20 protein-coding genes and 1 riboswitch are annotated in these 21738 nt (G+C 61.3%); of the genes, 2 read left to right on the top strand and 18 right to left on the bottom strand.

Features of this window, described 5'->3' with window-relative positions; translation table 11 throughout:
- Positions 1-20: 20 nt before the first annotated feature.
- From INT39_RS17680 to INT39_RS17660, 5 genes are all read right to left on the bottom strand, one after another.
- Positions 21-863 (bottom strand): rhomboid family intramembrane serine protease, encoded by an 843-nt coding sequence (locus INT39_RS17680; protein WP_193075322.1) that lies wholly within the window; start codon positions 861-863, stop codon positions 21-23.
- Complete coding sequence (locus INT39_RS17675) at positions 860-1816, bottom strand: metallophosphoesterase (protein WP_193075321.1); 957 nt, start codon at positions 1814-1816, stop codon at positions 860-862. Before INT39_RS17675 ends, INT39_RS17680 begins: the two co-directional genes overlap by 4 nt.
- Before the next feature lie 2 nt (positions 1817-1818).
- On the bottom strand, positions 1819-2703 hold the full coding sequence (locus tag INT39_RS17670) for an NAD(+) kinase (RefSeq protein ID WP_193075320.1): 885 nt from the start codon (positions 2701-2703) through the stop codon (positions 1819-1821).
- Positions 2704-2820: 117 nt separating this feature from the next.
- The gene (locus INT39_RS17665; RefSeq protein ID WP_193075319.1) at positions 2821-3675 is read right to left on the bottom strand and encodes a hypothetical protein; all 855 of its coding nucleotides are present in this window, start codon (positions 3673-3675) and stop codon (positions 2821-2823) included.
- 115 nt (positions 3676-3790) lie between these two features.
- On the bottom strand, positions 3791-5821 hold the full coding sequence (locus tag INT39_RS17660; protein ID WP_193075318.1) for an NADPH-dependent 2,4-dienoyl-CoA reductase: 2031 nt from the start codon (positions 5819-5821) through the stop codon (positions 3791-3793).
- 156 nt (positions 5822-5977) lie between these two features.
- On the opposite strand from INT39_RS17660, the gene INT39_RS17655 reads away from it, so the two are divergent.
- Complete coding sequence (locus INT39_RS17655) at positions 5978-6994, top strand: AraC family transcriptional regulator (RefSeq protein ID WP_193075317.1); 1017 nt, start codon at positions 5978-5980, stop codon at positions 6992-6994.
- A gap of 263 nt (positions 6995-7257) precedes the next feature.
- Here the strand turns inward: INT39_RS17655 and INT39_RS17650 are convergent, their stop codons facing one another.
- The 13 genes from INT39_RS17650 to INT39_RS17590 form a co-directional block, all read right to left on the bottom strand.
- Positions 7258-7983 carry an adenosylcobinamide-GDP ribazoletransferase gene (locus INT39_RS17650; RefSeq protein ID WP_193075316.1) on the bottom strand — a complete coding sequence of 242 codons (726 nt, stop codon included), beginning with the start codon at positions 7981-7983 and terminating at the stop codon, positions 7258-7260.
- A complete protein-coding gene (gene cobC / locus INT39_RS17645; RefSeq protein WP_193075315.1) occupies positions 7971-8546 on the bottom strand; it encodes an alpha-ribazole phosphatase family protein in 576 nt (191 codons plus the stop codon). Before cobC ends, INT39_RS17650 begins: the two co-directional genes overlap by 13 nt.
- A complete protein-coding gene (gene cobT, locus INT39_RS17640; protein WP_193075314.1) occupies positions 8540-9601 on the bottom strand; it encodes a nicotinate-nucleotide--dimethylbenzimidazole phosphoribosyltransferase in 1062 nt (353 codons plus the stop codon). Before cobT ends, cobC begins: the two co-directional genes overlap by 7 nt.
- The gene (gene cobU / locus INT39_RS17635; protein WP_193075313.1) at positions 9598-10158 is read right to left on the bottom strand and encodes a bifunctional adenosylcobinamide kinase/adenosylcobinamide-phosphate guanylyltransferase; all 561 of its coding nucleotides are present in this window, start codon (positions 10156-10158) and stop codon (positions 9598-9600) included. The genes cobT and cobU overlap by 4 nt, the downstream gene beginning before the upstream one ends.
- Complete coding sequence (locus INT39_RS17630; RefSeq protein WP_193075312.1) at positions 10155-11612, bottom strand: cobyric acid synthase; 1458 nt, start codon at positions 11610-11612, stop codon at positions 10155-10157. Before INT39_RS17630 ends, cobU begins: the two co-directional genes overlap by 4 nt.
- On the bottom strand, positions 11609-12631 hold the full coding sequence (gene cobD, locus INT39_RS17625; RefSeq protein WP_193075311.1) for a threonine-phosphate decarboxylase CobD: 1023 nt from the start codon (positions 12629-12631) through the stop codon (positions 11609-11611). The genes INT39_RS17630 and cobD overlap by 4 nt, the downstream gene beginning before the upstream one ends.
- The gene (cbiB, locus tag INT39_RS17620) at positions 12624-13538 is read right to left on the bottom strand and encodes an adenosylcobinamide-phosphate synthase CbiB (RefSeq protein ID WP_193075310.1); all 915 of its coding nucleotides are present in this window, start codon (positions 13536-13538) and stop codon (positions 12624-12626) included. Before cbiB ends, cobD begins: the two co-directional genes overlap by 8 nt.
- 19 nt (positions 13539-13557) lie before the next feature.
- Complete coding sequence (bluB, locus tag INT39_RS17615) at positions 13558-14205, bottom strand: 5,6-dimethylbenzimidazole synthase (protein WP_193075309.1); 648 nt, start codon at positions 14203-14205, stop codon at positions 13558-13560.
- Entirely contained in the window at positions 14202-15491 is a 1290-nt protein-coding gene (locus INT39_RS17610; RefSeq protein ID WP_413468944.1) for a cobyrinate a,c-diamide synthase, read from the bottom strand. Before INT39_RS17610 ends, bluB begins: the two co-directional genes overlap by 4 nt.
- Positions 15491-16102, bottom strand: a complete 612-nt coding sequence (gene cobO / locus INT39_RS17605; RefSeq protein ID WP_193075308.1) for a cob(I)yrinic acid a,c-diamide adenosyltransferase — start codon at positions 16100-16102, stop codon at positions 15491-15493. Before cobO ends, INT39_RS17610 begins: the two co-directional genes overlap by 1 nt.
- Positions 16099-16674, bottom strand: a complete 576-nt coding sequence (locus INT39_RS17600; protein ID WP_193075307.1) for a hypothetical protein — start codon at positions 16672-16674, stop codon at positions 16099-16101. The genes cobO and INT39_RS17600 overlap by 4 nt, the downstream gene beginning before the upstream one ends.
- Positions 16675-16706: 32 nt before the next feature.
- A complete protein-coding gene (gene btuB / locus INT39_RS17595; protein ID WP_193075306.1) occupies positions 16707-18521 on the bottom strand; it encodes a TonB-dependent vitamin B12 receptor in 1815 nt (604 codons plus the stop codon).
- 118 nt (positions 18522-18639) lie between these two features.
- Positions 18640-18881: riboswitch (cobalamin riboswitch) on the bottom strand.
- A gap of 95 nt (positions 18882-18976) precedes the next feature.
- Positions 18977-21334, bottom strand: a complete 2358-nt coding sequence (locus INT39_RS17590; protein ID WP_319021384.1) for a membrane-bound PQQ-dependent dehydrogenase, glucose/quinate/shikimate family — start codon at positions 21332-21334, stop codon at positions 18977-18979.
- A gap of 151 nt (positions 21335-21485) precedes the next feature.
- On the opposite strand from INT39_RS17590, the gene INT39_RS17585 reads away from it, so the two are divergent.
- Positions 21486-21731, top strand: coding sequence for a heavy-metal-associated domain-containing protein (locus INT39_RS17585; RefSeq protein ID WP_193075305.1), 246 nt, complete (start codon positions 21486-21488; stop codon positions 21729-21731).
- Positions 21732-21738 lie beyond the last annotated feature (7 nt).

Raw genomic sequence — 21738 nt, 5'->3', positions numbered from 1 at the left:
AGCTGGGTATTGTACCCTGATCAACGTGTGCGCTGCAGAGCACCAGCGGCCGCTCCACACAGGCAGCCGATCAGCAGACCGCCGACATGGGCGGCATTAGCGATAGCGCCAAAGCCCAGCAGCGTGACGACGCCGGACAGACACAGCACCAGCCACCCGAGCATCATCGCCACTACCCCTTTGGGCAGGTCAAAATGTACATTGGGCGCGAGCAGCTGATACAGCCAGCAATAGCCCAGCAACCCGTACAGCACACCGGACAGGCCGCCAAACAGAACCGGGCCACTGAACAGCCATTGCGCCGTATTGGACACCAGCGCAAACAGCAATGTCAGGCCCAGCAACCAGCCACCACCGGAGCGCAATTCGATACGGCGCCCCAGCTCCCAATACCACAGCGCATTGAACGCCAGATGCATCCAACCGAAATGCAGAAACATCGGGGCTATCAGCCGCCACCATTGGGTCATATCCGGCGCGGGCGCGATGTAACCCGCGGGGGTGACCGGCGTAAAGGTGAACAGAGCAATGGTGGGTATCCTGGTGCCAAGCCCGGTTATCAAAGCCACTACTGCGGTAATCAGCAATACTGCCAAGGTCACTGGCATCAGCCGCAGCATCTGTTGCCAGGCCAGTTGTGAGCGCACACCGCGCCTGGGCGGCCTCTGCGGGGCTGTCGGCGCCGGCACACCCTGGGCGTAGATGCCCCGGACGATTTCCCCGTCTACTTCATCCCGGGTCCAGATCACCTGCCGGTCGCGCTCTTCAGTGATCCTGTGCGGCACACCTTGCTGGCGCAGGAAGTGCGTCAACGGGCCCAGATCCTCATCCAACCGGCAGTGCATCGCGCGGTGCATACTCATAGTACATCCACCCAGACAAAGTTTTCCCGCCGCACCCGCTGCTCACCGCTCCAGCGGTAGCTCACCAGCCGGCCATATTTCACCGCGCTGTAGTCCAGGCAAGCCAGGTTCGGACGTATCGCCTGGGGTACGCCCTGCTGCCAGTAATGGCCGACAAAGAGCAAGGGTTCATCGGCACCGTACACCAGCAATTCACGCTTCTGCCGATAGGTCAGCGGACGGATGGCAATGTGGTCGGGCAGATCATCGGGCTGGAAGACCAGATCGCCGTAGGTCTCCGCCTCTTCTTCCCAGAATTTGGTGCGGAACATCCCCCTGGTCACACCGTCGCCCCCCTTCATCGTGAGCCCGTGGGGCAAATTCATGCCGATACCGCGCAGCAGACGGTCGAAGACCTGATCGGCAAAACCATCGCGCTCCACCGACGCCTGCACGAACTCGACATCCGGACAGGCATCAGGAAACTGCGCTGCAAATGACTGGATCAGTTCATCATCCCAACAGGCATGTACCAGCCGGAACGCCCCCTCATCCAGAAACAGCGGCAGCGTCCAGAACCAGTCAAGAAACTCAGTCCACTCGCCAGTGTGGTTGGCAAACTGCTCCAGCGTGGCCTGAATCTGACGCAGGTTACGCTTGGTGTGCTCGCGAACGTATTGCCGGCCACTGCCGGGCGGCGCCGGTGTCACCCAGCCCAGCGCATTGAATTCGTGATTACCCATAATGCAGCGGGCCGCGCCCGCCTCGACCATGTCACGCACCAGATGCAGCGCCTCACGAATGCGCGGACCGCGATCGATGATATCGCCGAGAAACAAGGCCTGGCGCTGAGGATGTCGCCATACGCCACCCGTCTTGGCATAGCCCAGGCGCTCCAACAGCGCCTCCAGCGTTCTCGCGCATCCGTGAATATCGCCGATGATGTCGTAGCCCTGCCACTGTTCCGCCGCCATGATCATCGCTCCGTCAGGCGACTGCTCCAGCCCAACTTGCTGCGGCAGATGGCATAGAAATTATGGTTCAGCGGATGAATCAAGCGCAGTTTCTGCGGTTTCTTGCGGATGACCAGGGTGTCGCCCGGGGCACAGGCGATATGCACCTGACCATCACAACTGACCTGAGGGTAGATACCGTTCTGTTTGGAAATACGCACCCGCAACTCGCTGTTACCATCCACTACGATGGGCCGGCTGGACAAGGTGTGCGGGAACATGGGCACCAGAACCACGGCATCCAGTTTGGGATGCATGATCGGACCGCCTGCAGAGAGCGAGTAGGCGGTGGAGCCGGTGGGTGTGGCCACGATCAGGCCATCGGACTTCTGACTGTAGACGAACTGACCATCGACATGCAGCTCGAACTCGATCATCCGCGCCGATTTCCCCGGATGCAGCACCACATCATTCAGTGCTTCACTGCTACCCAACTGCTCATCGTCACGGCGAACAAAGGCATCGAGCAGGAAACGCGACTCGACCGTGTACTGGCCGGCGAGCACTTCGCCGACCCGCTGCTCAAGTTCGTCAGGGGAAATATCAGTAAGAAAACCGAGCCCACCACGGTTGACGCCGAGCACCGGCACATCGTAACGACACAGCGCACGCGCCGCCCCCAGCAGACTACCGTCGCCACCAACGACGATGACCAGATCACAGATCTCGCCCATCATCTTGCGGGTACAGACCTGTTGTTGATGCCCTGGGAGCAGATCAGCCACGGCATCCTCGAGAATCACCGTATAGCCGCTATCCAGCAGGAATCGCTTGAGCCGTCTCAGCGTATCCACGACTTTGCCACTGCCCAGGCGCCCGATCAGCCCAATATTGCGGAAATTCTCCATGCACCACTCTCATATGTTGGCTTCAGAAATTCCGCACAAAACCTTTGCCGCACGGATAAGCTCGATTATCCGCAGCCGCTGGGGCTCTGGCAAATGCAGAGAGCGGATCCGCCCGACTTACTCGGTGTCTGCCGAGGTCCGATTCTGCAGACAACTGACCTCACGGCGCAGCAGCGCATTGAGTTTCTGCTGTTCGGCCAGTTCCTGTTTGATGTCCAGTAATTCGCCCTGCGCCACCGCCTGCTGATCGCGATATTGCACCCGCAGATTGCTCATCTCCTGGCGATGAATCTGCTCCTGAACATTGAGCCGGCTCTGCAGCTCGGTGACCTGTCGCAGGTATTCAGCCACCTCGCCGGCATGGGTCTTCTGCAGCGTTGCCAACTCGGCGGCATGCGCCGGCTCAGGCTTGCGCTGGGCGTCAGCGCCCAATACCGGACTATTGCCGTACCAGGTATCCTCGGCTGCCACCTGCAGATTGTCACCGGCCAGGATGGCCCGCGCCTCTTCATCATCGCCGAGAATGCCCAGTGCATTACGGGTCACCGCCGACTTGATCAGCGTCAGATCAGCTTTGCCACCGCGTTGCCGGGGTTTCCACATATTGGCCTGGTATTGGCTGCTGCCGAACCCGAGGCAAGCCAGCCGAATCGGCCCACCCCCCATGTCCGGACCACGACTGGCCTTCTCCGCCAGCTGGCGCAACGGCAGGTTCCACAGCCGGTTAACATAGCCGTCCAGGTCGAAATCAATGGTGATGAACACCGCCGCGCGAACATGCAAGCGATGGTTGATCTGCAGAAACACCGCCTCGATGGTCTCATCAGCGCACTCGGGTGCGGCCACCAGACCATCGAGCAATGCCTCGAATTCGGGAAACAGCATTTCCCGCGAGATGCCATGCTCAGAAAAAAACATTACCGCTTCAGTCAGCAACGGCTTCTGTATTCTGACCACATCTCTTGCGTCCATCGTTTCATCCCTTTTTATTGAGCCCCTAACTTTGCACTTTTTCCGAGGCGATTGCATCCGCCTCGGTGCAGTTGAGAAAGAGCCTACGTCAGGTCTGTGACGGATTTGGCAGAGATTACAGAGCAGCCGCCAATCTTGAGCCCTGATCGATGGCGCGCTTGGCGTCCAGCTCACTGGCAACATCAGCGCCGCCGATCAGATGCACCGGCTTGCCGGCGGCTTCCAGGTCGGCCTGCAACTCGCGCAACGGATCCTGCCCGGCACAAACAATGATGGTGTCGACCGGCAACACACTGGTCTGCTCACCCACCCGGATATGCAGCCCCTGATCGTCGACCTGCAGATATTCAACACCGTTGAGCATCTGCACCTGCTTGGTTTTCAGGCCTGCCCGATGAATCCAACCTGTGGTCTTGCCCAACCCGGCACCGACCTTGCTGGCCTTGCGTTGCAGCAGATAGACCTCACGTGCTGGCGGCTCCGGCAGCGGCTGAACCCCTTCGATACCGCCACGCGCCTGCAGCTGGGTATCAATTCCCCACTCCTTCCAGAACTGCTCGGTATTCAGGCTGGCGCTGTCACCACTGTGAGTGATGAACTCACTCACGTCGAAACCTATCCCGCCAGCACCGATCACGGCCACTTTGCGGCCTACCGGCTTACGCTGCAGGATGGCATCCAGATAACCCATCACCATCGGATGATCGATACCCGGAATCTCCGGCGTGCGCGGCGCGATGCCCGTAGCCAGAATCACCTCATCAAAGGCAGCCAGATCGGCCGGCACCACACGGTTATTGAGTTTGAGCTTCACGCCGGTAGTTTCGATACGCTTGCCGAAATAGCGCAGGGTTTCATAGAACTCTTCCTTGCCGGGAATCAGCTTGGCGATATTGAACTGACCGCCGATTTGCGCTGCCGCGTCAAACAGCGTGACATCATGCCCGCGCTCAGCTGCAACGGTCGCCGCAGCCAGACCCGCCGGCCCCGCTCCCACAACGGCAATTTTTCGGCTCTCGCGTACCGGAATATAATTGAGTTCGGTTTCATGACAGGCCCGAGGGTTGACCAGACAACTGGTCAATCGACCGCTGAAGGTATGGTCCAGGCAGGCCTGGTTGCAGCCGATGCAGGTATTGATTTCGTCGGCGCGTCCGGCTGCCGCCTTGTTGACAAACTCCGAGTCGGCCAGGAAAGGTCGCGCCATGGAAACCATGTCGCCGTCACCCTCGGCCAGCACCTGCTCGGCTACCTCTGGCGTGTTGATCCGGTTGGTGGTGATCAGCGGGATAGACACTTCGCCCTTGAGCCGCGCGGTGACCTTGGTAAAGGCCGCACGCGGCACCTTGGTGGCGATGGTCGGAATGCGCGCCTCATGCCAGCCGATGCCGGTATTGATGATGGTCGCACCGGCCTTCTCGATTTCCTTGGCCAGCAGCACCACCTCATCCCAGCTGCTGCCACCCTCCACCAGGTCAAGCATCGACAGGCGATAGATGATGATGAACTCGCGCCCTACCGCCTCGCGCACCCGGCGCACAATCTCCAGCGGCAGACGCATGCGGTTCTCATAGCTGCCGCCCCAACGGTCGGTGCGCTGGTTGACCCGCTGCACCAGGAATTGGTTAATAAAGTAGCCTTCCGAGCCCATGATTTCGACGCCGTCATAGCCAGCGCTCTGCGCCAACGCAGCACAATTGACGAAATCACTGATCTGCTTCTCGATGCCCGCTTCGTCCAACTCCTTCGGTGTGAAGGGGTTGATCGGCGAACGCACCGCACTGGCCGACACCTGCTCGGGTGTGTAGGCATAACGCCCCGCGTGCAGGATCTGCATGCAGATCTTGCCACCCGCCTCATGCACCGCCTGGGTCACCACCTTGTGCTGTTCAGCTTCCTCTGGGGTACTCAGCTTGGCGGCACCCTTGCCAACGCTACCTTCGGTATTCGGGCCGAAACCACCGGTAACGATCAGCCCGACGCCGCCACGCGCGCGCTCAGCGAAGAAGGCCGCCATACGCTCGAAACCCTGGGGACGCTCTTCCAGCCCGGTATGCATTGAGCCCATCAACACGCGGTTACGCAATGTGGTGAAACCCAGATCCAGCGGGGCCAGCAGTGTGGGATAGAGGATTTGTCCGGTCATGTTCATGCTCCAAAGATCATCATCAGGCCGCCGGCTCATCGTCCGGCTTTGGTATGGGGCTGACAATAGGCTGAGCATCGGCAACGCTCAATCACTTCAAATGACATTTTCATAACCCTGGGTTACATTCTGTTTTCCATTGCAAGGTGAGAAACCATGAAACTGGGTGACCTGTCGGTCGGATACCTCTACAGCCTGCAGGCCGCTTTGCGCAGCCTCGGCCATAGCTCCGAGGCGCTGCTGCGCCGCTATCGAATCAGCGCAGAGTTGCTCGACCAACCCCAGGCGCGTATCAGCATTCCGCGCTTCATGCGCCTGGGGCACGCTGCCATCCAACTCAGTGGGCGAGCCGACATCGGCCTGCTCATGGGCCTGCACAGCCAACCCTCGCATTTTGGCTTACCGGGCATAGCTGCCCAATGCGCCCCGACCCTGGCCCAGGCGTTTGAAACCCTGGTGCGTTTCGAGCGTCTGGCCAGCCAGAACTACCGCGGTCACTCCAGCTTTGAGACGCCGGCGTCGCGCTTCTACTCCATCAGCCCGTACAACGCCTTCAATCTGTTTGTGGTGGATTCCGCACTGGCGTCGCGCATGCAGCTGGCCCGCCAGTTGACGCGCGGGGCAGCCCGTCTGCGCGAAGTGCATATCGAATTTCCCGCCCCGCCTTACAGCGCACGCTATGAAGCATTGTTCGGCTGCCCGGTGCTGTTCGAACAACAGCATAACCAGCTGCTCTGGGAGCCAGCCAGTCTCGCATTGCAACCCGAGCAAAGCGCGGCCACCACCTACCGCCAACTGATCGAGTTGTGTCAGGCCCAGCTGACCGAGCTGACCCGGCATCGGCGTCTGCGCGAGCGCGTGGAAGAAATTCTTTCACCGCAACTGCACAGTCAGCTACCCACTCTGGATGAAGTGGCCGCGCAACTGGGCCTGCCGGGATGGACGCTGCGCCGCCGCCTCAAGACCGAAGACAACACGCGGTTTCAGGACATCATTGATGAAATCAGGCGGGAGCTGGCAGTGACCTATATCCGCGATACGGAAATGGCCTTGGGAGAAGTGTCGTTTCTACTTGGGTTTTCATCGCCAGCGGCATTTCAGCGGGCATTCAAGCGCTGGACCGGCGTGGCGCCGGGGCAATATCGCCGGCACACCCGACTGGTTTTATTGTAGAAGGCCCGACCCGGGGCGACGCTGGCCACAAGGCCAGCCATAAAGCCAGCCGGCAAATCCGGGCGAGGCGAGCCTCCTCCAATCCTTTACATTTCCTGAGCGTCTTCCGCTTCGTAATCCCAATCCTGAGCACGCTGCTCCAATATTTCTTCTTCGTATTCATTCATCTTGTTTTCCTCCGTTTCCCTGTTACAGGGGTGACGTTGACACACATCACCTTATGGCCCCTGTATTACAGTCTGATGTACCGGAGCAGCAAAAGTTCAGAGCACAGCACAGCCCACCAGCACAGACACCTCAACCAGTTCGACCAGTGCACCGGCGGTATCACCTGTGGTGCCGCCCAGGCGCTCACAGAGGTAATGACGAACAATCAGCAGCACCGCCAGCGCGATGACCAGCGCCAACAACCCCGCCCAACCGAACAGCAGCATCACCAGCCCGTGTACCAGCAGCAACATCGGCAGACTGCGGCGCGGCATATATTCAACCAACACCTGTCCAAGGCCACCGGGCCGCACATAGGGCGTGCTGTACAGCAGCAGCGGCAGCACCCAGCGCCCCAGCCAGGGCGCCAGCAACAGGACGCCCCACTGACCGACCTGCAGCAAGGCCACCAAGGCGGCGAACTTCAACAACAGCAGCAGAACCAGACTGATGACACCAATGGGTCCGCAGGTCGGGTCTTTCATGATCGCCAGAGTGCGTTCACGATCACCATAGCCACCGACCCAGGCATCGGCGGTATCCGCCAGCCCATCCAGATGCAGCCCGCCACTGAACCACACCCACAGCGCCAGCAACAGCGCTGCCTGAAGCAATGGCGACACATCAACCAACAGCCATTGGGCCACCAACAGCGCAGCTCCCAGCAGCAGCCCCACCAAGGGGTACCAGAGCAGCGAGCGACCGTTTTCCTCCGCGCTGGGCAGCCTCACCAGACGGATCGGCAAGCGGGTCAGAAACTGCAGCGCGATCAGCAACGGCATTCGCTCAACCTCCCCGCACTCTCGACCTGAATGCGCAGTCGCTGGCCATGGCCAACGTCCACCTGCAACAGCTCCTCGCGTGCCAACCCGCGAGCCCGGGCCAACAGCAGGCGCATCACACCGCCATGCGTAACCAGTAATAGATGTTCGCCGGCGCGGCGCTGGTACAGCTCCTCGATTACCCGCAACACGCGCTGTTCGAACAACGCCAACCGCTCACCACCCGGCGGCGTGAAGCCATAGGGATCGGACCAGAAACGCCCCAGATCATCAGCATGGTCAACCATCAGCTCGCTGGCATGGCGCCCTTCCCACTCACCGAAATGCAGTTCGCGCAGATCATCCTGCACCACCAGCGGCGTCCGACACTGCTGCGCCAGCTCGAAGGCAAAATCGGCACAACGACGCAACGGCGAGCTGACGATGGCATCCCATTGCGACGGTTGCACCGTGGCCTCACGCATCTGTTGCCAACCCCGCGGGGTCAGCAGATCATCCAGGCTGCCACGAAAGCCGCCGCCGAGCTCGGTTTCCCCATGGCGCAACAGATCCAGCGTCAGCATGGAAGCGGCTCCGCCGCGACCGCCGCCTCGGCAAAGGTCGCCATATCATTGTGCAATGCGCAGGCCATGCGCAGCAGCGGCACCGCAGCTGCCGCACCCGTCCCTTCACCCAGTCGCATACCAAGATCCAGCAAGGGATCAGCCTGCAATGCAGCCAGCACCGCAGCGTGACCCGGTTCGGCGCTGCGATGACCAAACAGCATCCATTCACGACAGTCGGGATTCAGGCGTGTCGCGCACAGGGCAGCGATGGAACAGATATAACCATCCACCAGCATCGGGATACCAAGCTGCGCCGCCGCCACATAAGCGCCAGTGATAGCGGCAATTTCCAGCCCACCGAGGCGACTCAACACATCCAGTGCCGTATGGCAGTGGGGACGATGCAACTGCAGCGCTGCCTCGATAACCTGCGTCTTGTGATGCAGACCGTCAGCGTTCAAGCCGGTGCCCGGCCCCACCAGCACGACGACCGGCTGCTCCAGCAACAGACTGGCCATGGCGCAGGCCGGCGTGGTGTTGCCGATGCCCATTTCCCCGGCAATGAACAGCTGTGCGCCCTGCTCGACCGCATCCAGCACCGCCTGACGCCCAGTTTGCAGGGCTTGCTGACACAGCGCGGCAGTCAGCGCCGGCTCGTGCAGCAGGTTGGCGCTACCTCGCGCCAGATTCAAATGATGCACACCGGCCAGCGGCTCGATCGGGACCGCCAATCCCAGGTCACGCAGGTCCAGTGTCGCTCCCAGCTGCCGGGCCATGACGCTGATCGCCGCGCCACCGGCGGCAAAATTGCGCAGCATCTGCCCGGTTACCGCCTGCGGCACCGTCGATACGCCCTCCGCGGCAACGCCATGATCACCGGCAAACACACTGATCCATACCCGCTCCATCTGGGGCATGGCCTGGCCCTGCCAACCGGCCAATTGGATAGCCAGCTGCTCAAGCCGTCCCAGCGCGCCCTGCGGCTTGGTCAGTTGAGTCTGGCGTTGGGTTGCCTGCGCCAATGCTGGGCCATGCACCTGCGCCACTGAGTTACGCCACCAATCTGTGTTCATAGATTCCCCGATGATTTCAAGACATTTGTCCCCGCGCCGTCCTTGGTGCCCTTGAGCAGCATTGGCAGTCCGGCGATACAAAACTGTACGCGATCACAGCGGCTGGCCAGCGCCTGATGAAGCCAGCCGGCCTCATCCACATAGCGGCGACTCAGCTCGCCCAGGGGCACCACGCCCATTCCGGTTTCATTACTGACCAGAATCACTCTCCCCGGCAGCTCATCGAGCACATCCAGCAGCGCCTGGCGCTCCCGCTGCAAACGTCCGGCATCCTCATGCAACAGCAGATTGGTCAGCCACAACGTCAGACAATCGACCAGCAGGCAGCGCTGCGCATCAGCCTGCTCGCGCAGCACCTGAGCCAGTGCCAGAGGCTCTTCGACCAACTGCCAGTGAGCCGGCCGGCGCTGGCGGTGGTGGGCGATACGCAGCCGCATTTCCTCATCCAGCGGTTGGCTGGTGGCGATGTAGGTGACGGCCAGCCCCGAGTCCATGGCGATGCTTTCTGCAAGACGGCTTTTGCCGGATCTTGCGCCGCCTAATATCAATTCAATCAATTAGTTAATCCACATAGCTGTAGTAATTTATCAGTATCCAGACAAGCCATCACCTGGTCCGCCAGGCGCTCCATATCCGCCTCGCGCAAGGCCGCCAGATCCAGCGTATCGGCACTGTCCAGCCCAGCCCAGCGCAACAGCGCGGCGCAGGCTTGCTGCGTCTCGAACAGACCATGGAGGTAGGTACCTGCCACCTGACCGTCGATGCTGAGCGCACCGTCAGTCTGACCATCAGCAAGATGGATCAGGGGGCGCGCCAGCGCAGCTCCACTGCTCGATCCGGCATGGATCTGATAGCCACGCACCCGGGCATCATCCCATGCCAGAACGCCTTCGCTGTGGCTGAGCTCCTTGTCTGCACGCAGCCTGGTTTCCAGCTCCAGCAGCTCCAATCCGGCGAGACTCCCGGGCGGCCCTTCCAGCCCTTGAGGATCGTCAATCCGCAATCCCAGCATCTGAAAGCCACCGCAGATACCTAACACTTTTCCACCGTAGCGCAGGTGCCGGAATATTGCTGTATCCCATTGCTGATCACGCAGAAATTGCAGGTCCGCACGACTGTTTTTCGAGCCTGGCAGAATGATCAGATCAGCGGCTGGCAGCGGCTGTCCTGGCCTGACGAACTGCAGGTCAACCTGCGGATGCCAGCGCAGCGGGTCGAAGTCGGTGTGATTGCTGATGCGCGGCAGGCCGAGCACCACCACCCGCAACAGCGGATCCACCCCAATTGACTGACGCAGGTCGATGGCATCTTCCGCTTCCAGATGCAGCTGCTGCAGATACGGCAGCACCCCCAACACCGGTTTGCCGGTGCGCTGTTCCAGCCAATCCAGCCCCGGCTGCAACAAGGCGATATCACCGCGGAAGCGGTTTATCACAAAACCCGCCACCCGCGCCTGCTCGCTTGGCGACAGCAGTTCAAGGGTGCCTACCAAATGTGCGAACACCCCGCCCCGGTCAATATCGGCAATCAGAATCACTGGGCAGTCCACCGCCTCGGCAAAGCCCATATTGGCGATATCGCCCTGGCGCAAGTTGATCTCTGCCGGCGACCCAGCGCCCTCGACCAGGACCACCTGATACGCCTCCACCAACCGCCGGTGTGACTGCAGTACCGCCTGCATGGCCTGCGGCTTGTAGGCATGGTAATCGACCGCGTTCATGTTGCCGATAGCATGCCCATGGATGATCACCTGAGCGCCAATATCAGTATTGGGCTTAAGCAGTACCGGATTCATATCAGTATGCGGCGCCAGCCCCGCAGCCGCCGCCTGCACGGCCTGGGCCCGGCCAATTTCACCGCCATCGGCGGTAACGGCCGCATTCAACGCCATGTTCTGTGGTTTGAACGGCACCACCCGCACGCCACGACGGGCCAGCCAACGGCACAGCGCCGTCACCAGAGTGCTCTTGCCCGCATCCGATGTGGTGCCCTGAATCATCAAGGTGTTCATGCCCTGCTCTCCTTTGTCACCTGTACGACATCGGTAAGCGCCTGCTCCAAGCGCAACCACTGCTCTTCAGTGGCCGGCAGACCGATGCGCAGTCCCCGTGGCTGACGATAAAGACGCAGCAGGATGCCTCGCTCAGCCAGCCTGCCGTGCAACTGGGCTACATCGGCATCCGTCACCCACTGAAACAATGCACAACCGCCGGACGGCGTCAGACCACAACGCCTCAACAGTTCATACAAACGCCGTCCATCCTGCAGCAGGCGCTGTCGCCACACCTGCTGCATGGTGGTATCGGCCAGCAGTGAGCGGCCCACCACTCGCGCCGGACCGCTCACTGCCCAGGGGCCAAGCCAGCTCTCCAGCAAGCGCAGCAGCTGTGGCTCGGCCAGTACAAAGCCCAGCCGCAACCCGGCCAGACCGAAGAACTTACCCACCGAACGCAACACGATCAGCCCTTCACGGTCGCTGCAATCGGCCAGACTGCAGGCCGGCTGTGCATCGGCAAATGCCTCGTCTACCACCAACCATCCGCCATGGGCCGACAGTTGCCCATGCCATTCAAGCAGGCGGTTTCGATCAACAACCCGGCCTGTCGGGTTGTCCGGATTGACCAGCACCAGTACATCAAAAGAGGGCGAGCCAAACCCGACATTCAGCAGCGCCTCGCATTGCTGCATATCGAGCAATTGCACCTGATGACCATGTTGCTCCCAGGCCCGCTGATGCTCGGCATAACAGGGGCCCAGAATCGCCACCCGGCACGGTGCGCGCAGTTGCGGCAAAGCCTGAATCGCAGCCTGCGAGCCGGCGACTGGCAACGCCGCAGAGGCGCCGTAATATGCGCAAGCGGCCAGTTCCAGACCGTCATTGGGCTCCGGCAGGCGCATCCAGGCAGCACTGGGAATATCCGGCAGCGGCCAAGCCCAAGGGGCCAGCCCAGTGGACAGATCCAGCCACTGATCAGGTGCAATACCGAACTCGGCAGCAGCCTCAAGTAGTCGCCCGCCGTGTTCAAGCATTCGCGAGCACTCCAATCACTCCGATCAACACGGCCGCCGCCAACCACAGCCAGACGCCGTGTTGCACCATCTGCAGCGCCCGTTCGACATCACCCGACTGCGCTGGCCGGCCGGCCCCCAGTTGCGGGCGATCATGCACTTCACCCTGATAGACAGCTGCGCCACCCAACTGCACATTCAGCGCCCCCGCTCCAGCCGCCATCACCGGGCCGGCATTCGGGCTGTCCCACTGCGACGCCTGTCGTTGCCAGCAGACCAGCGCCCGGCGTGTATTGCCGCACAGGGCATAGGTCAGCGCCACCAGTCGCGCAGGCAGCCAATTGAGCAAATCATCCAGGCGCGCAGCCGCCCAACCGAACTCGCCGAAACGCACATTCCGGTAGCCCCACATGGCATCCAGGGTATTGGCCAGCCGGTACAGCACCGCACCGGGCGCGCCCAGCACAGCGAACCAGAACAACGCGGCGAACACCGCGTCACTGCCATTTTCCAGCACCGACTCAGTGGCCGCACGGCATACACCAGCCTCATCCAGCTCGTCGGTCTGACGGCTAACCATATAGCCCACCCGCTGACGCGCCAGCGCCAGATCGCCGGCCCGCAGCGCGGCAGCGACCGGGCGTGCATGCTCGGCCAGACTCCGCAGACCGAGACACAGATACAGCAGCACCAGCGACAGCAACCAACCGATCCCCGGCGATGTGCTCAGCCCCCAGGCCAGCAACGTGAGCGGCAATACCGCCAGTATCCAGGCCAGCAGCCCACGAGCGCGCGACTGCCCGACATTCAAGCGCTGCTCCAGCCAGCTAGCCAGCCGGCCGAAAGCCACCAGAGGGTGGGCCCTGCGTGGTTCACCCAGCAACCGGTCCAGCAGCACCCCAGCCAACAGCAACAGCGCGGTCAGCATCGACAGGCACCGTCAGCCATCACCGCTGCTCCCAGCCATCGGTAAACAGCAACTCACTCAGCGGTCGTTCGGTTGCCCAGCCCTGCTCCACCAGCATCGGCCGCTCATAGAAAGCCTGCACTGGCCCGAGACACAGAATGGCCACCGCACGCGCGTCGCTCGGCAGCCCGAGCAGTTGACCCAAGGCTTGCGGATCAAACAGCGAGACCCAGCCCATGCCCAGGCCTTCGGCACGGGCTGCCAACCACAGGTTCTGGATAGCGCAGGAGAGTGATGCCAGGTCCATCTCCGGCAAGGTACGGCGGCCAAATACATGCTGTTCGCGACCCTCCGGCAACGCGGCCACCAGCAATTCGGCGCACTCGCGAATGCCTTCCACCTTGAGCTCCATAAACTGCGCTCCACGCTCACCCAACGCCTCGGCAGTCCGTTGACGCTCCTGCTCAACAAGTTCAGCAATCCGTTCGCGCAGCTCAGCCTTCTGGATGCGAATAAAACGCCAGGGCTGCATCAAGCCGACATTCGGCGCCTGATGTGCCGCCTGCAGCAGGCGCTCCAGCAATTCCGGCTCGACTACACCACCAGAGAAATGCCGCATATCCCGGCGCTCGCGAATTACCCGGTAAACGGCATCCCGTTCTGCCGGGGAGAAAGCGAGGTCAGTCATGGTCGAAACAACGCCGCAGCAGCTGCCGGATTGCTCGGCAGATAGAAGTGCATACATGAAGCTGTCAGGCGGCCACTGCGCCAGACTGGCTCGGCAGTACGACGATAGTTTGGGCACTCACCACGTATCAACGGCTCGTCAGCATGCTCAATGCTTGCATGATGAAATGCGTGACCACGCAAGGTGCCCTCCGGCAGCGCCACCTCCTGCATCGCCAGCGCGGTAAAGCAGGGGTGCATTTGCGCCTTGGCAGGCAGCAGCCCAGCCAGGCTCGCACTCAGCTTATCGACCCCCGTCAGCGATTCGCACAAATACAGCACCCCACCACCCTCGGCATGAATAGGCTTGCCGGCGTCGTGGTGCGCGCGGATCGCCGTCAACATGCAGGTATTGCCCTCAAGCTGCGCCAAATGCAGTTCGGGGTAACCGCCTGGAAAATACAGCGCATCCACCTCCGGCAATTGCCGGTCGGCCAGCGGGGAAAAGAACGTGAGGTCCGCGCCAAGTCGGCGTAACAGGTCCAGATTCGCCGGGTAGAGAAAAGCAAAAGCACTGTCCCGGGCGATGCCGATCCGCACGCCCTGCAACAGCGGCTCAAAGACTTGCTCGGTGACCGCGGCAAACGCCAGCGGCGCTGGCAGGCGAGTATCCGAACTCTGTTCCAACGCATCCGCTGCAGCGTCCAGGCGGCTATCCAGATCCGTCAGTTCCTCCGCCTGCACCAAGCCCAGATGGCGGCTCGGCAAGGTCATTTTCGCATCCCGTGGCAAGGCGCCAAACCAGGTCATACCCGGCGGCAGACTGTCGCGCAGAATCTCGCCATGCCGGAGACTGCCGGTACGGTTGGCAAGCACGCCGGCGAACGGCAGATCCGCCTGAAAGGTAGCCAGCCCATGAGCCATGGCACCGAAGGTCTGGGCCATGCCGGAGCCATCGATAACCGCCATGATCGGCACGCCGAAGCGACGCGCCAGATCGGCGGCCGATGGTGTACCGTCAAATAATCCCATTACCCCTTCGATCAGGATCAGGTCGGCGTCGGCTGCCGCCTCGGCCAATAACCGGCGGCTCTCGGCCTCACCGACCATCCACAGGTCAATCTGATGAACCGGGTTACCGCTGGCACGCTGCAGGATCATCGGGTCTAGATAATCGGGGCCGCACTTGAACACCCGCACCTTCCGCCCCTGGCGACTGTGCAGCCGTGCCAGCGCAGCGGTTATGGTGGTTTTCCCCTGGCCCGAGGCCGGGGCGGCAATCAGCAACGCGGGGCATTGGATGGTCATCAGAACTCAACTCCCTTCTGCGCCTTGACTCCAGCTTTGAATGCGTGCTTCACCGCGCCCATCTCGGTCACTGTATCCGCCGCGTCGATCAGTGCCGGAGGCGCACCACGCCCGGTCACCACAACATGCTGGTGAGCCGGACGCGCCGCAATATCCGCCAATACCTGATCCAGTTGCACATAGCCGTACTTGAGGGCGATATTCAGTTCATCAAGAACTACCAGCGCCACACTGTCATCACGCATCAACTCAACCGCCACAGCCCAGGCAGCCTGGGCCTTCGCGATATCATCCTGACGATCCTGGGTTTCCCAGGTAAACCCGGCACCCATCACGTGATAACGCACCTGTTCCGGAAAACGCCGGAAGAAATGCTCTTCACCGGTACTCGCCGCACCCTTGATAAACTGCACTATACCGATCTGCATATCATGGCCGAGCGCGCGCGCCGCCATACCGAAAGCCGAACTGCTCTTGCCCTTGCCGTTGCCGGTCAATACCAGCAGCAGGCCACGCTCTTCGCGGGCCTGGGCAATCTTTTCATCGACCACCGCCTTCTTGCGCTGCATGCGCCGAAGGTGACGTTCGTCCCGCTCGATGGATTCACTCATGCCTCACGGCCTTCTGCAACCCGCTGGCGTGCCAGCAGTTGCCAACCAACATACAGCACTACCGCGATAGCCACGTAGAAAGCCAGCGCGCCAAGGGACTTGGGATAATAGATCGCCAGACGCTCGATGGTGCCGATCACCGTCGGATCGGGATAGCGCCCAGAGAACCAGTAGAAGCCGCCGCTGGAGAATATCTGGCAGACCAACGCGCTGACTGCCATGCTCGCCGTCAGTACCAGCAGGCTGGCCGGATGCTCACGGTGCCAGTCAGCATACAAACGACCGCCCAGCCACAAGGAAGCATAACCGGGCAACAACGCCCAGTAAGCCACCGTCATGCAATGGTGGCCGGCACTGTCCCAGCCCACAGTCATCACATCCATGAATACCGCCTGCAGAAACAGCAACGGGAAGGCCCAACGCGGACGCAGCAATACGCCCGCCAGAAAGAACACGGCCCATGAGGCGCCCAGCAAATTCACGGTGCTGAAATGGCTGCCCCGAGTAATGGCCATCATCAGAACCAGTACAATACCGACAGCCACCTGGCTGCGTTTGGATAATGCCAACATGATTCATCCTCCTGCGGATGTTTTCGGGTTTGTTACAAGGGTTGATAACGAACGGTCAGATACCCGGCCCGGCCCGGTTGCTGATAGCTGGCAGCCGTCTCGTAGTCGGTATCGAATAGATTGCTGATACGCGCCTGCAGGCGCCAGGCGTGGCTGAACCAGTACTCGGCGCGCAGGTCGACGGTGTTGTAGCCATGCAGGTCGGTGGTATTACTGGCGTTGTCCCAACGCCGGCCTTCGGCATGCACATTGGCACCGACGCCGACACGCCCGAAGCGGCGATCAACATCCAGATTGAACATCTGCTCGGCACGCCGACGCAGCAGGTCACCCTGACCGGCGCGCGCGCTGCGGTTGGCAGGATCCTGCAAGGTGAGGTTGCTGCGCCAATCCCAGCCCAGCCAATGGCTGGCGATCTCGAACTCGACCCCCTTGATCACTGCTTTGTCCACGTTCTCTGACAGATAAATACCGCCACCCAGGTTCACGCTGGAAATGAGGTCATCCACCTCATTGCGAAACAGGTTGACCGACCAGTTACCCCAGTCATGCTCGCCACGCAGGCCAGTTTCGATATTGCGCGAGGTTTCTTCCTTGATAGCCGGGTTGCCGAAACCGGGGTAGTACAGCTGATTGAAGGTCGGCGCCTTGAACGCAGTGCCGTAGCTGGCGACCCATTGCAGGCTGTCAGTAACACTCAGGCCGTAGGCGATATTGCCGGTGTTGTAGCGCCCGAACTGTTCATTGTCATCATGGCGCAGACTCAGCTGCCATTCATGAACACCCTGCTGTCCCAGGTACTGTGCGTAGTAACCGTTATTAATACGGCGATCCTCGCTGTACGAGGTACTACTGCTGACCTCATCGGTCAGATGGTCGAAGCCCAGGGTCAGCAGATGGTCAGTACCCAGTTCGATATCATTCTGCCAACCCAGGCTGTCGCGCCGGGTATCGAAACGGCTGTTGAAGACGCTGCCATTGAAGGTGTCGTTCTTGTCCTCGCTGCGTGCTGCCTGCAACGTCACCCGCCAGGGTTCAAGGGGTGAGAAGCGCGCATTGAGGCTGTGGGTCTTCAGCTTCGAGTCGTTATTGGCCTCGTAGCCCGAGTCGAAGTCGTTATGTGAATGGGATTCCAGCACATGGCCTTCCAGCTCCAGGCCATTGTCGAAGCGATAACCGGCGCGCAGATTACCGGAGAGCTCGCGGTAACCATCGTTATCCGGGTCACCACGGCCTGGCCGGGCGTCGATGCCCCGAGTGGACAGGCTGGTCACCGCCGCGCTGTACCAGCCCCGACCGATTCCGCCGGATATGCCGGCACTGCCCTCATGGTGGTTACGGCTGCCGGCCGTGAGCGACATCCAGGGCTTGGGATCACCCCCGGTACCGCGCTTGGTGAAAATCTGGATCACCCCACCGATGGCTTCGGAGCCATACAGGCTGGAACGTGGCCCGCGCACGATCTCGATGCGTTCGATCTGCTCGATGGGCAAGTTGTGCAGCGCCGCGCTACCGCTGGTAACCGAGCCAATGCGAACACCGTCAATCAATACCAGCACATGATCACTGCTGCTACCGCGGATGCCAACCGTGCTGGATTTGCCCGCTCCACCATTGTTGACAATGCTCAGCGACGGAGTGCGCCGTAGCAGGTCCAGTATGTCGGTCGGCTGCAGGCGCTGGATGGCACGCTGATCCAATCGCGTCACCGCGCCCAGATTGGCCCCCAGCGATTGCCCGGTGCGGGTCGCAGTAACGGTCTGGTTATCCAGGGAAAGGGGTTCGGCATGGGAAAAACAGGCAGAGGCCATCAGGGCCGCCGCCAGGGAGGTGCGTACAAACTTCATCTGTGCTCCGTCGCCGTACTCACCCGTACGGCATGGCTGGTTATGCAGTCGGCGAACGGAGTTGGGGAGACGATTTCAGACACATCATGAAAACGCTACACCCGCAGAGCCCGCCGCACTGCCGTGACATGCGACAGGCCGGTCTCCGGGCTCATGAGTGGACTGGTATCCGATGATTCGACCTTCCCGTGCAGAGCACAGTGGTCATACTGAATCATCCACCAGCACATGGCTTTCGCGATGCTGGCACTCATTTACCGTTGCGGGGGCAGCGCCGGAATAGTCTGTAGAAGACGCACCGGCTTCCCAGTTTCACCTGCCGGACAATATCGGGCAGGAACCTGAAGCGGGTGGAAGACTAAGAGGTTTTCACAGGTAAGTAAAGACGCTCCCGCCAGCGTCCGATATTCACGCGCTAGCGGGAGAGCCAACTTATGGGGCCGTGAAGGTCCCATTCATTCAGTAGAAGGCAGAGCGTAGGCGATCACGTAATCGCCGCGATCCGGCGACACCCGTGCGCCACCGGCGCTGATGACAATGTACTGCTTGCCGGTATCCGGCGAGATATAAGTCATCGGACCGCTCTGGCTGCCCACCGGCAGGCGGGATTTCCAGATTTCCTTGCCGGTGTAGCTGTCGAACGCCCGCAGATAGTAGTCTTGGGTTCCCGCGAAGAACAACAGGCCGGTCTCGGTCGCCAGCGACGGGCCCAGCGTCGGCATGCCGACCGGAATCGGCAGACGCATCTTGATCCCCATCGGGCCGGTGTCGCGCACGGTGCCCACCGGCACCTGCCAGATCAGCTCACCCGTCTTCAAATCGATGGCGGACATCGTACCGAATGGCGGCTTCTGGCAGGGAATGCCGAACGGCGACAGGAAACGCTCGCGCATGGCGCCGTAGGGCGTGCCTTCCATCGGCACGATACCCATTTCGATACCGCTGGCCTCCTCCGGGATCGCTTCTCTGGGCAACATATAGTTGGCCAGACCCAGACGCATGTCATTGACGAACATGTAACTGGTGGTCGGGTCCACGGAGACACTGCCCCAGTTCATGCCGCCCAGCGAACCGGGATATTGCAACGAGCGATCCAGCCCCGGTGGCGTATACACACCTTCATGACGCATGTCGGCGAACTGGATCCGGCAGAGCAGCTGATCCAGCAGGGTCGCGCCCCACATGTCGGATTCCACCAGGGTCTCATTACCGATCGATGGCATGCCCACGGAAAACGGCTGGGTTGGGGCATAGCGCTCGCCTTCCAGATTACCGGCGGGAACAGGCCGCTCCTCCACCTCGGCAATCGGCTCACCGGTCACCCGATTGAGCATGAATATCTCGCCCTGCTTGGTCACCTGCACCACCGCCGGCACGCTGCCTCCCTGCCCGTCGGGAACGTCATACAACAATGGCTGCGCCGGCAGGTCGAAGTCCCAGATATCGTGGTGGGTCATCTGGAAATGCCAGCGTACCTGCCCGGTCTGCGCCTCGACGGCGACCAGCGAGGAGCTGTATCTGTCATCCAGCTCGGTGCGCTGGCCGGCCCAGAAGTCCGGCGTGGTATTGCCGGTGGGCAGATAGATCAGGCCCAGTTCGGCGTCGTAGGACATCGCCGACCAGACGTTGGGCGTACCCAGGGTATAGGTCTCCCCGGCTGGCGGGCGACGGGTCGTCTGCGGGTTGCCCGGATCCCAGGCCCAGATCAGGTCGCCGCTGCGCGCATCGAAGGCTCGAACCACCCCGGGCGGCTCGCCCACATGGAAGTTGTCCGCCACACGGCCACCGATGACCACCAGCTCATCCGCCACTAGCGGCGTGGAGGTCTGCTGGTAGAAGCCGTCCTTCACCTCGCCCATGTCCACCTTCAGATCCACCGTGCCGTTATCGCCGAAGTCGTCGCAGAGTTCGCCGGTCTGGGCGTTGATAGCCAGCAGACGGGCATCCCCGGTGGGCAGAAACAGGCGGCGCTGACAGCTGGCTGCGGCTGCGTCATCCGCCGACGCATCAGTGCTTACCGGTGCCCCCTCCTCGGCAAAATAGCCGAGGCCACGGCAGCGCTGCCACACCGGCGCATGCCCTTCGGGATCGAACATCCAACGCTGCTCGCCGGAGTCCACGTCCAGGGCGAACACCTTACCGTAGGCGTTGCAATAATAGAGGGTGTCGCCAATCTGCAGTGGGGTATTCTGATCCTCGGCGCCGGAGCCGGTACTCTCGGGCAGCTCGCCGGTACGAAATGTCCAGGCCACTTCGAGCTGATCGATATTGTCCGGGGTTATTTGATCCAGCGCGGCGAAGCGATCGCCATGGGTGGTGTTACCCCAGTGCATCCAGTCGCCCTGGGCATAGTTTTCCGGCAACGGAGTCCGCTCTGGCGCGCGTTCGGCCAGTTGCGAGTTCATGGGTACGAACATCGCGGCAAAGGTAGCCACAACACCGACCAGCATCACGACCGAGACTACCGTTGCGCCCCGCCCCGGGACCACCCCGGTACGGCGGACCATCGCCGGATAAATAAAGGCGATGACCATGCCCATCACCGCCAGCATGAACAGTCGCGACACCAGCGGCCAGAATTCCAGGCCCGCATCCCATATCGCCCAGACCGCTGACAACAACAAGGTCAGGGCAAACAGCAAGGCTCCGGCGGGCCGCCCCTTGGCAATCAGTAAGCCGGCGACCACTATCGCCAATCCCGCCGGCAGGTAATACCAGCTCCCGCCCAGCACCGCCAGGTAGCCGCCACCCAGGGCCAGCGCCAGGCCAATCAAGGCACAGACTACCCCGACCAATATTGTGAATATCCTCACGTTGCTACCCCTCGTTCACTGGCGAAAGAATGGAGACGATGCCCCGCCGCAATGCCCATTATAGACAGTCAATAAAAAGGGGAGGCCTGGGTTGACCTTGCCATGGTGTCAGGGTTGAAAATGCGCATATCACGCAAACAGGAGCGCCACCATGAGTTCCATCCAGTTGAATGTTCAGCAAATGACCTGCAACACCTGCGTCAAACATGTCACCGAAGCGCTGATCGCCGTTGCCGGTGTGACTGACGTCAAGGTCAACCTCGAGGACGGCAAGGTCACGGTCGCCGGAAGCGCCGACAGCGCAGCGCTGATTACGGCACTGGACGCAGCGGGCTATCCTGCTGCGGCGGCGGGCGCGCATGATGGTCATACTACCTGCTGCGGCGGCTGCAGCTGAATACCGA

It is taken from the genome of Pseudomonas sp. FME51, assembly GCF_014897305.1.
Note: the sequence above shows the minus strand (reverse complement) of the source record. Positions and strands in the feature narration are given on the sequence as shown.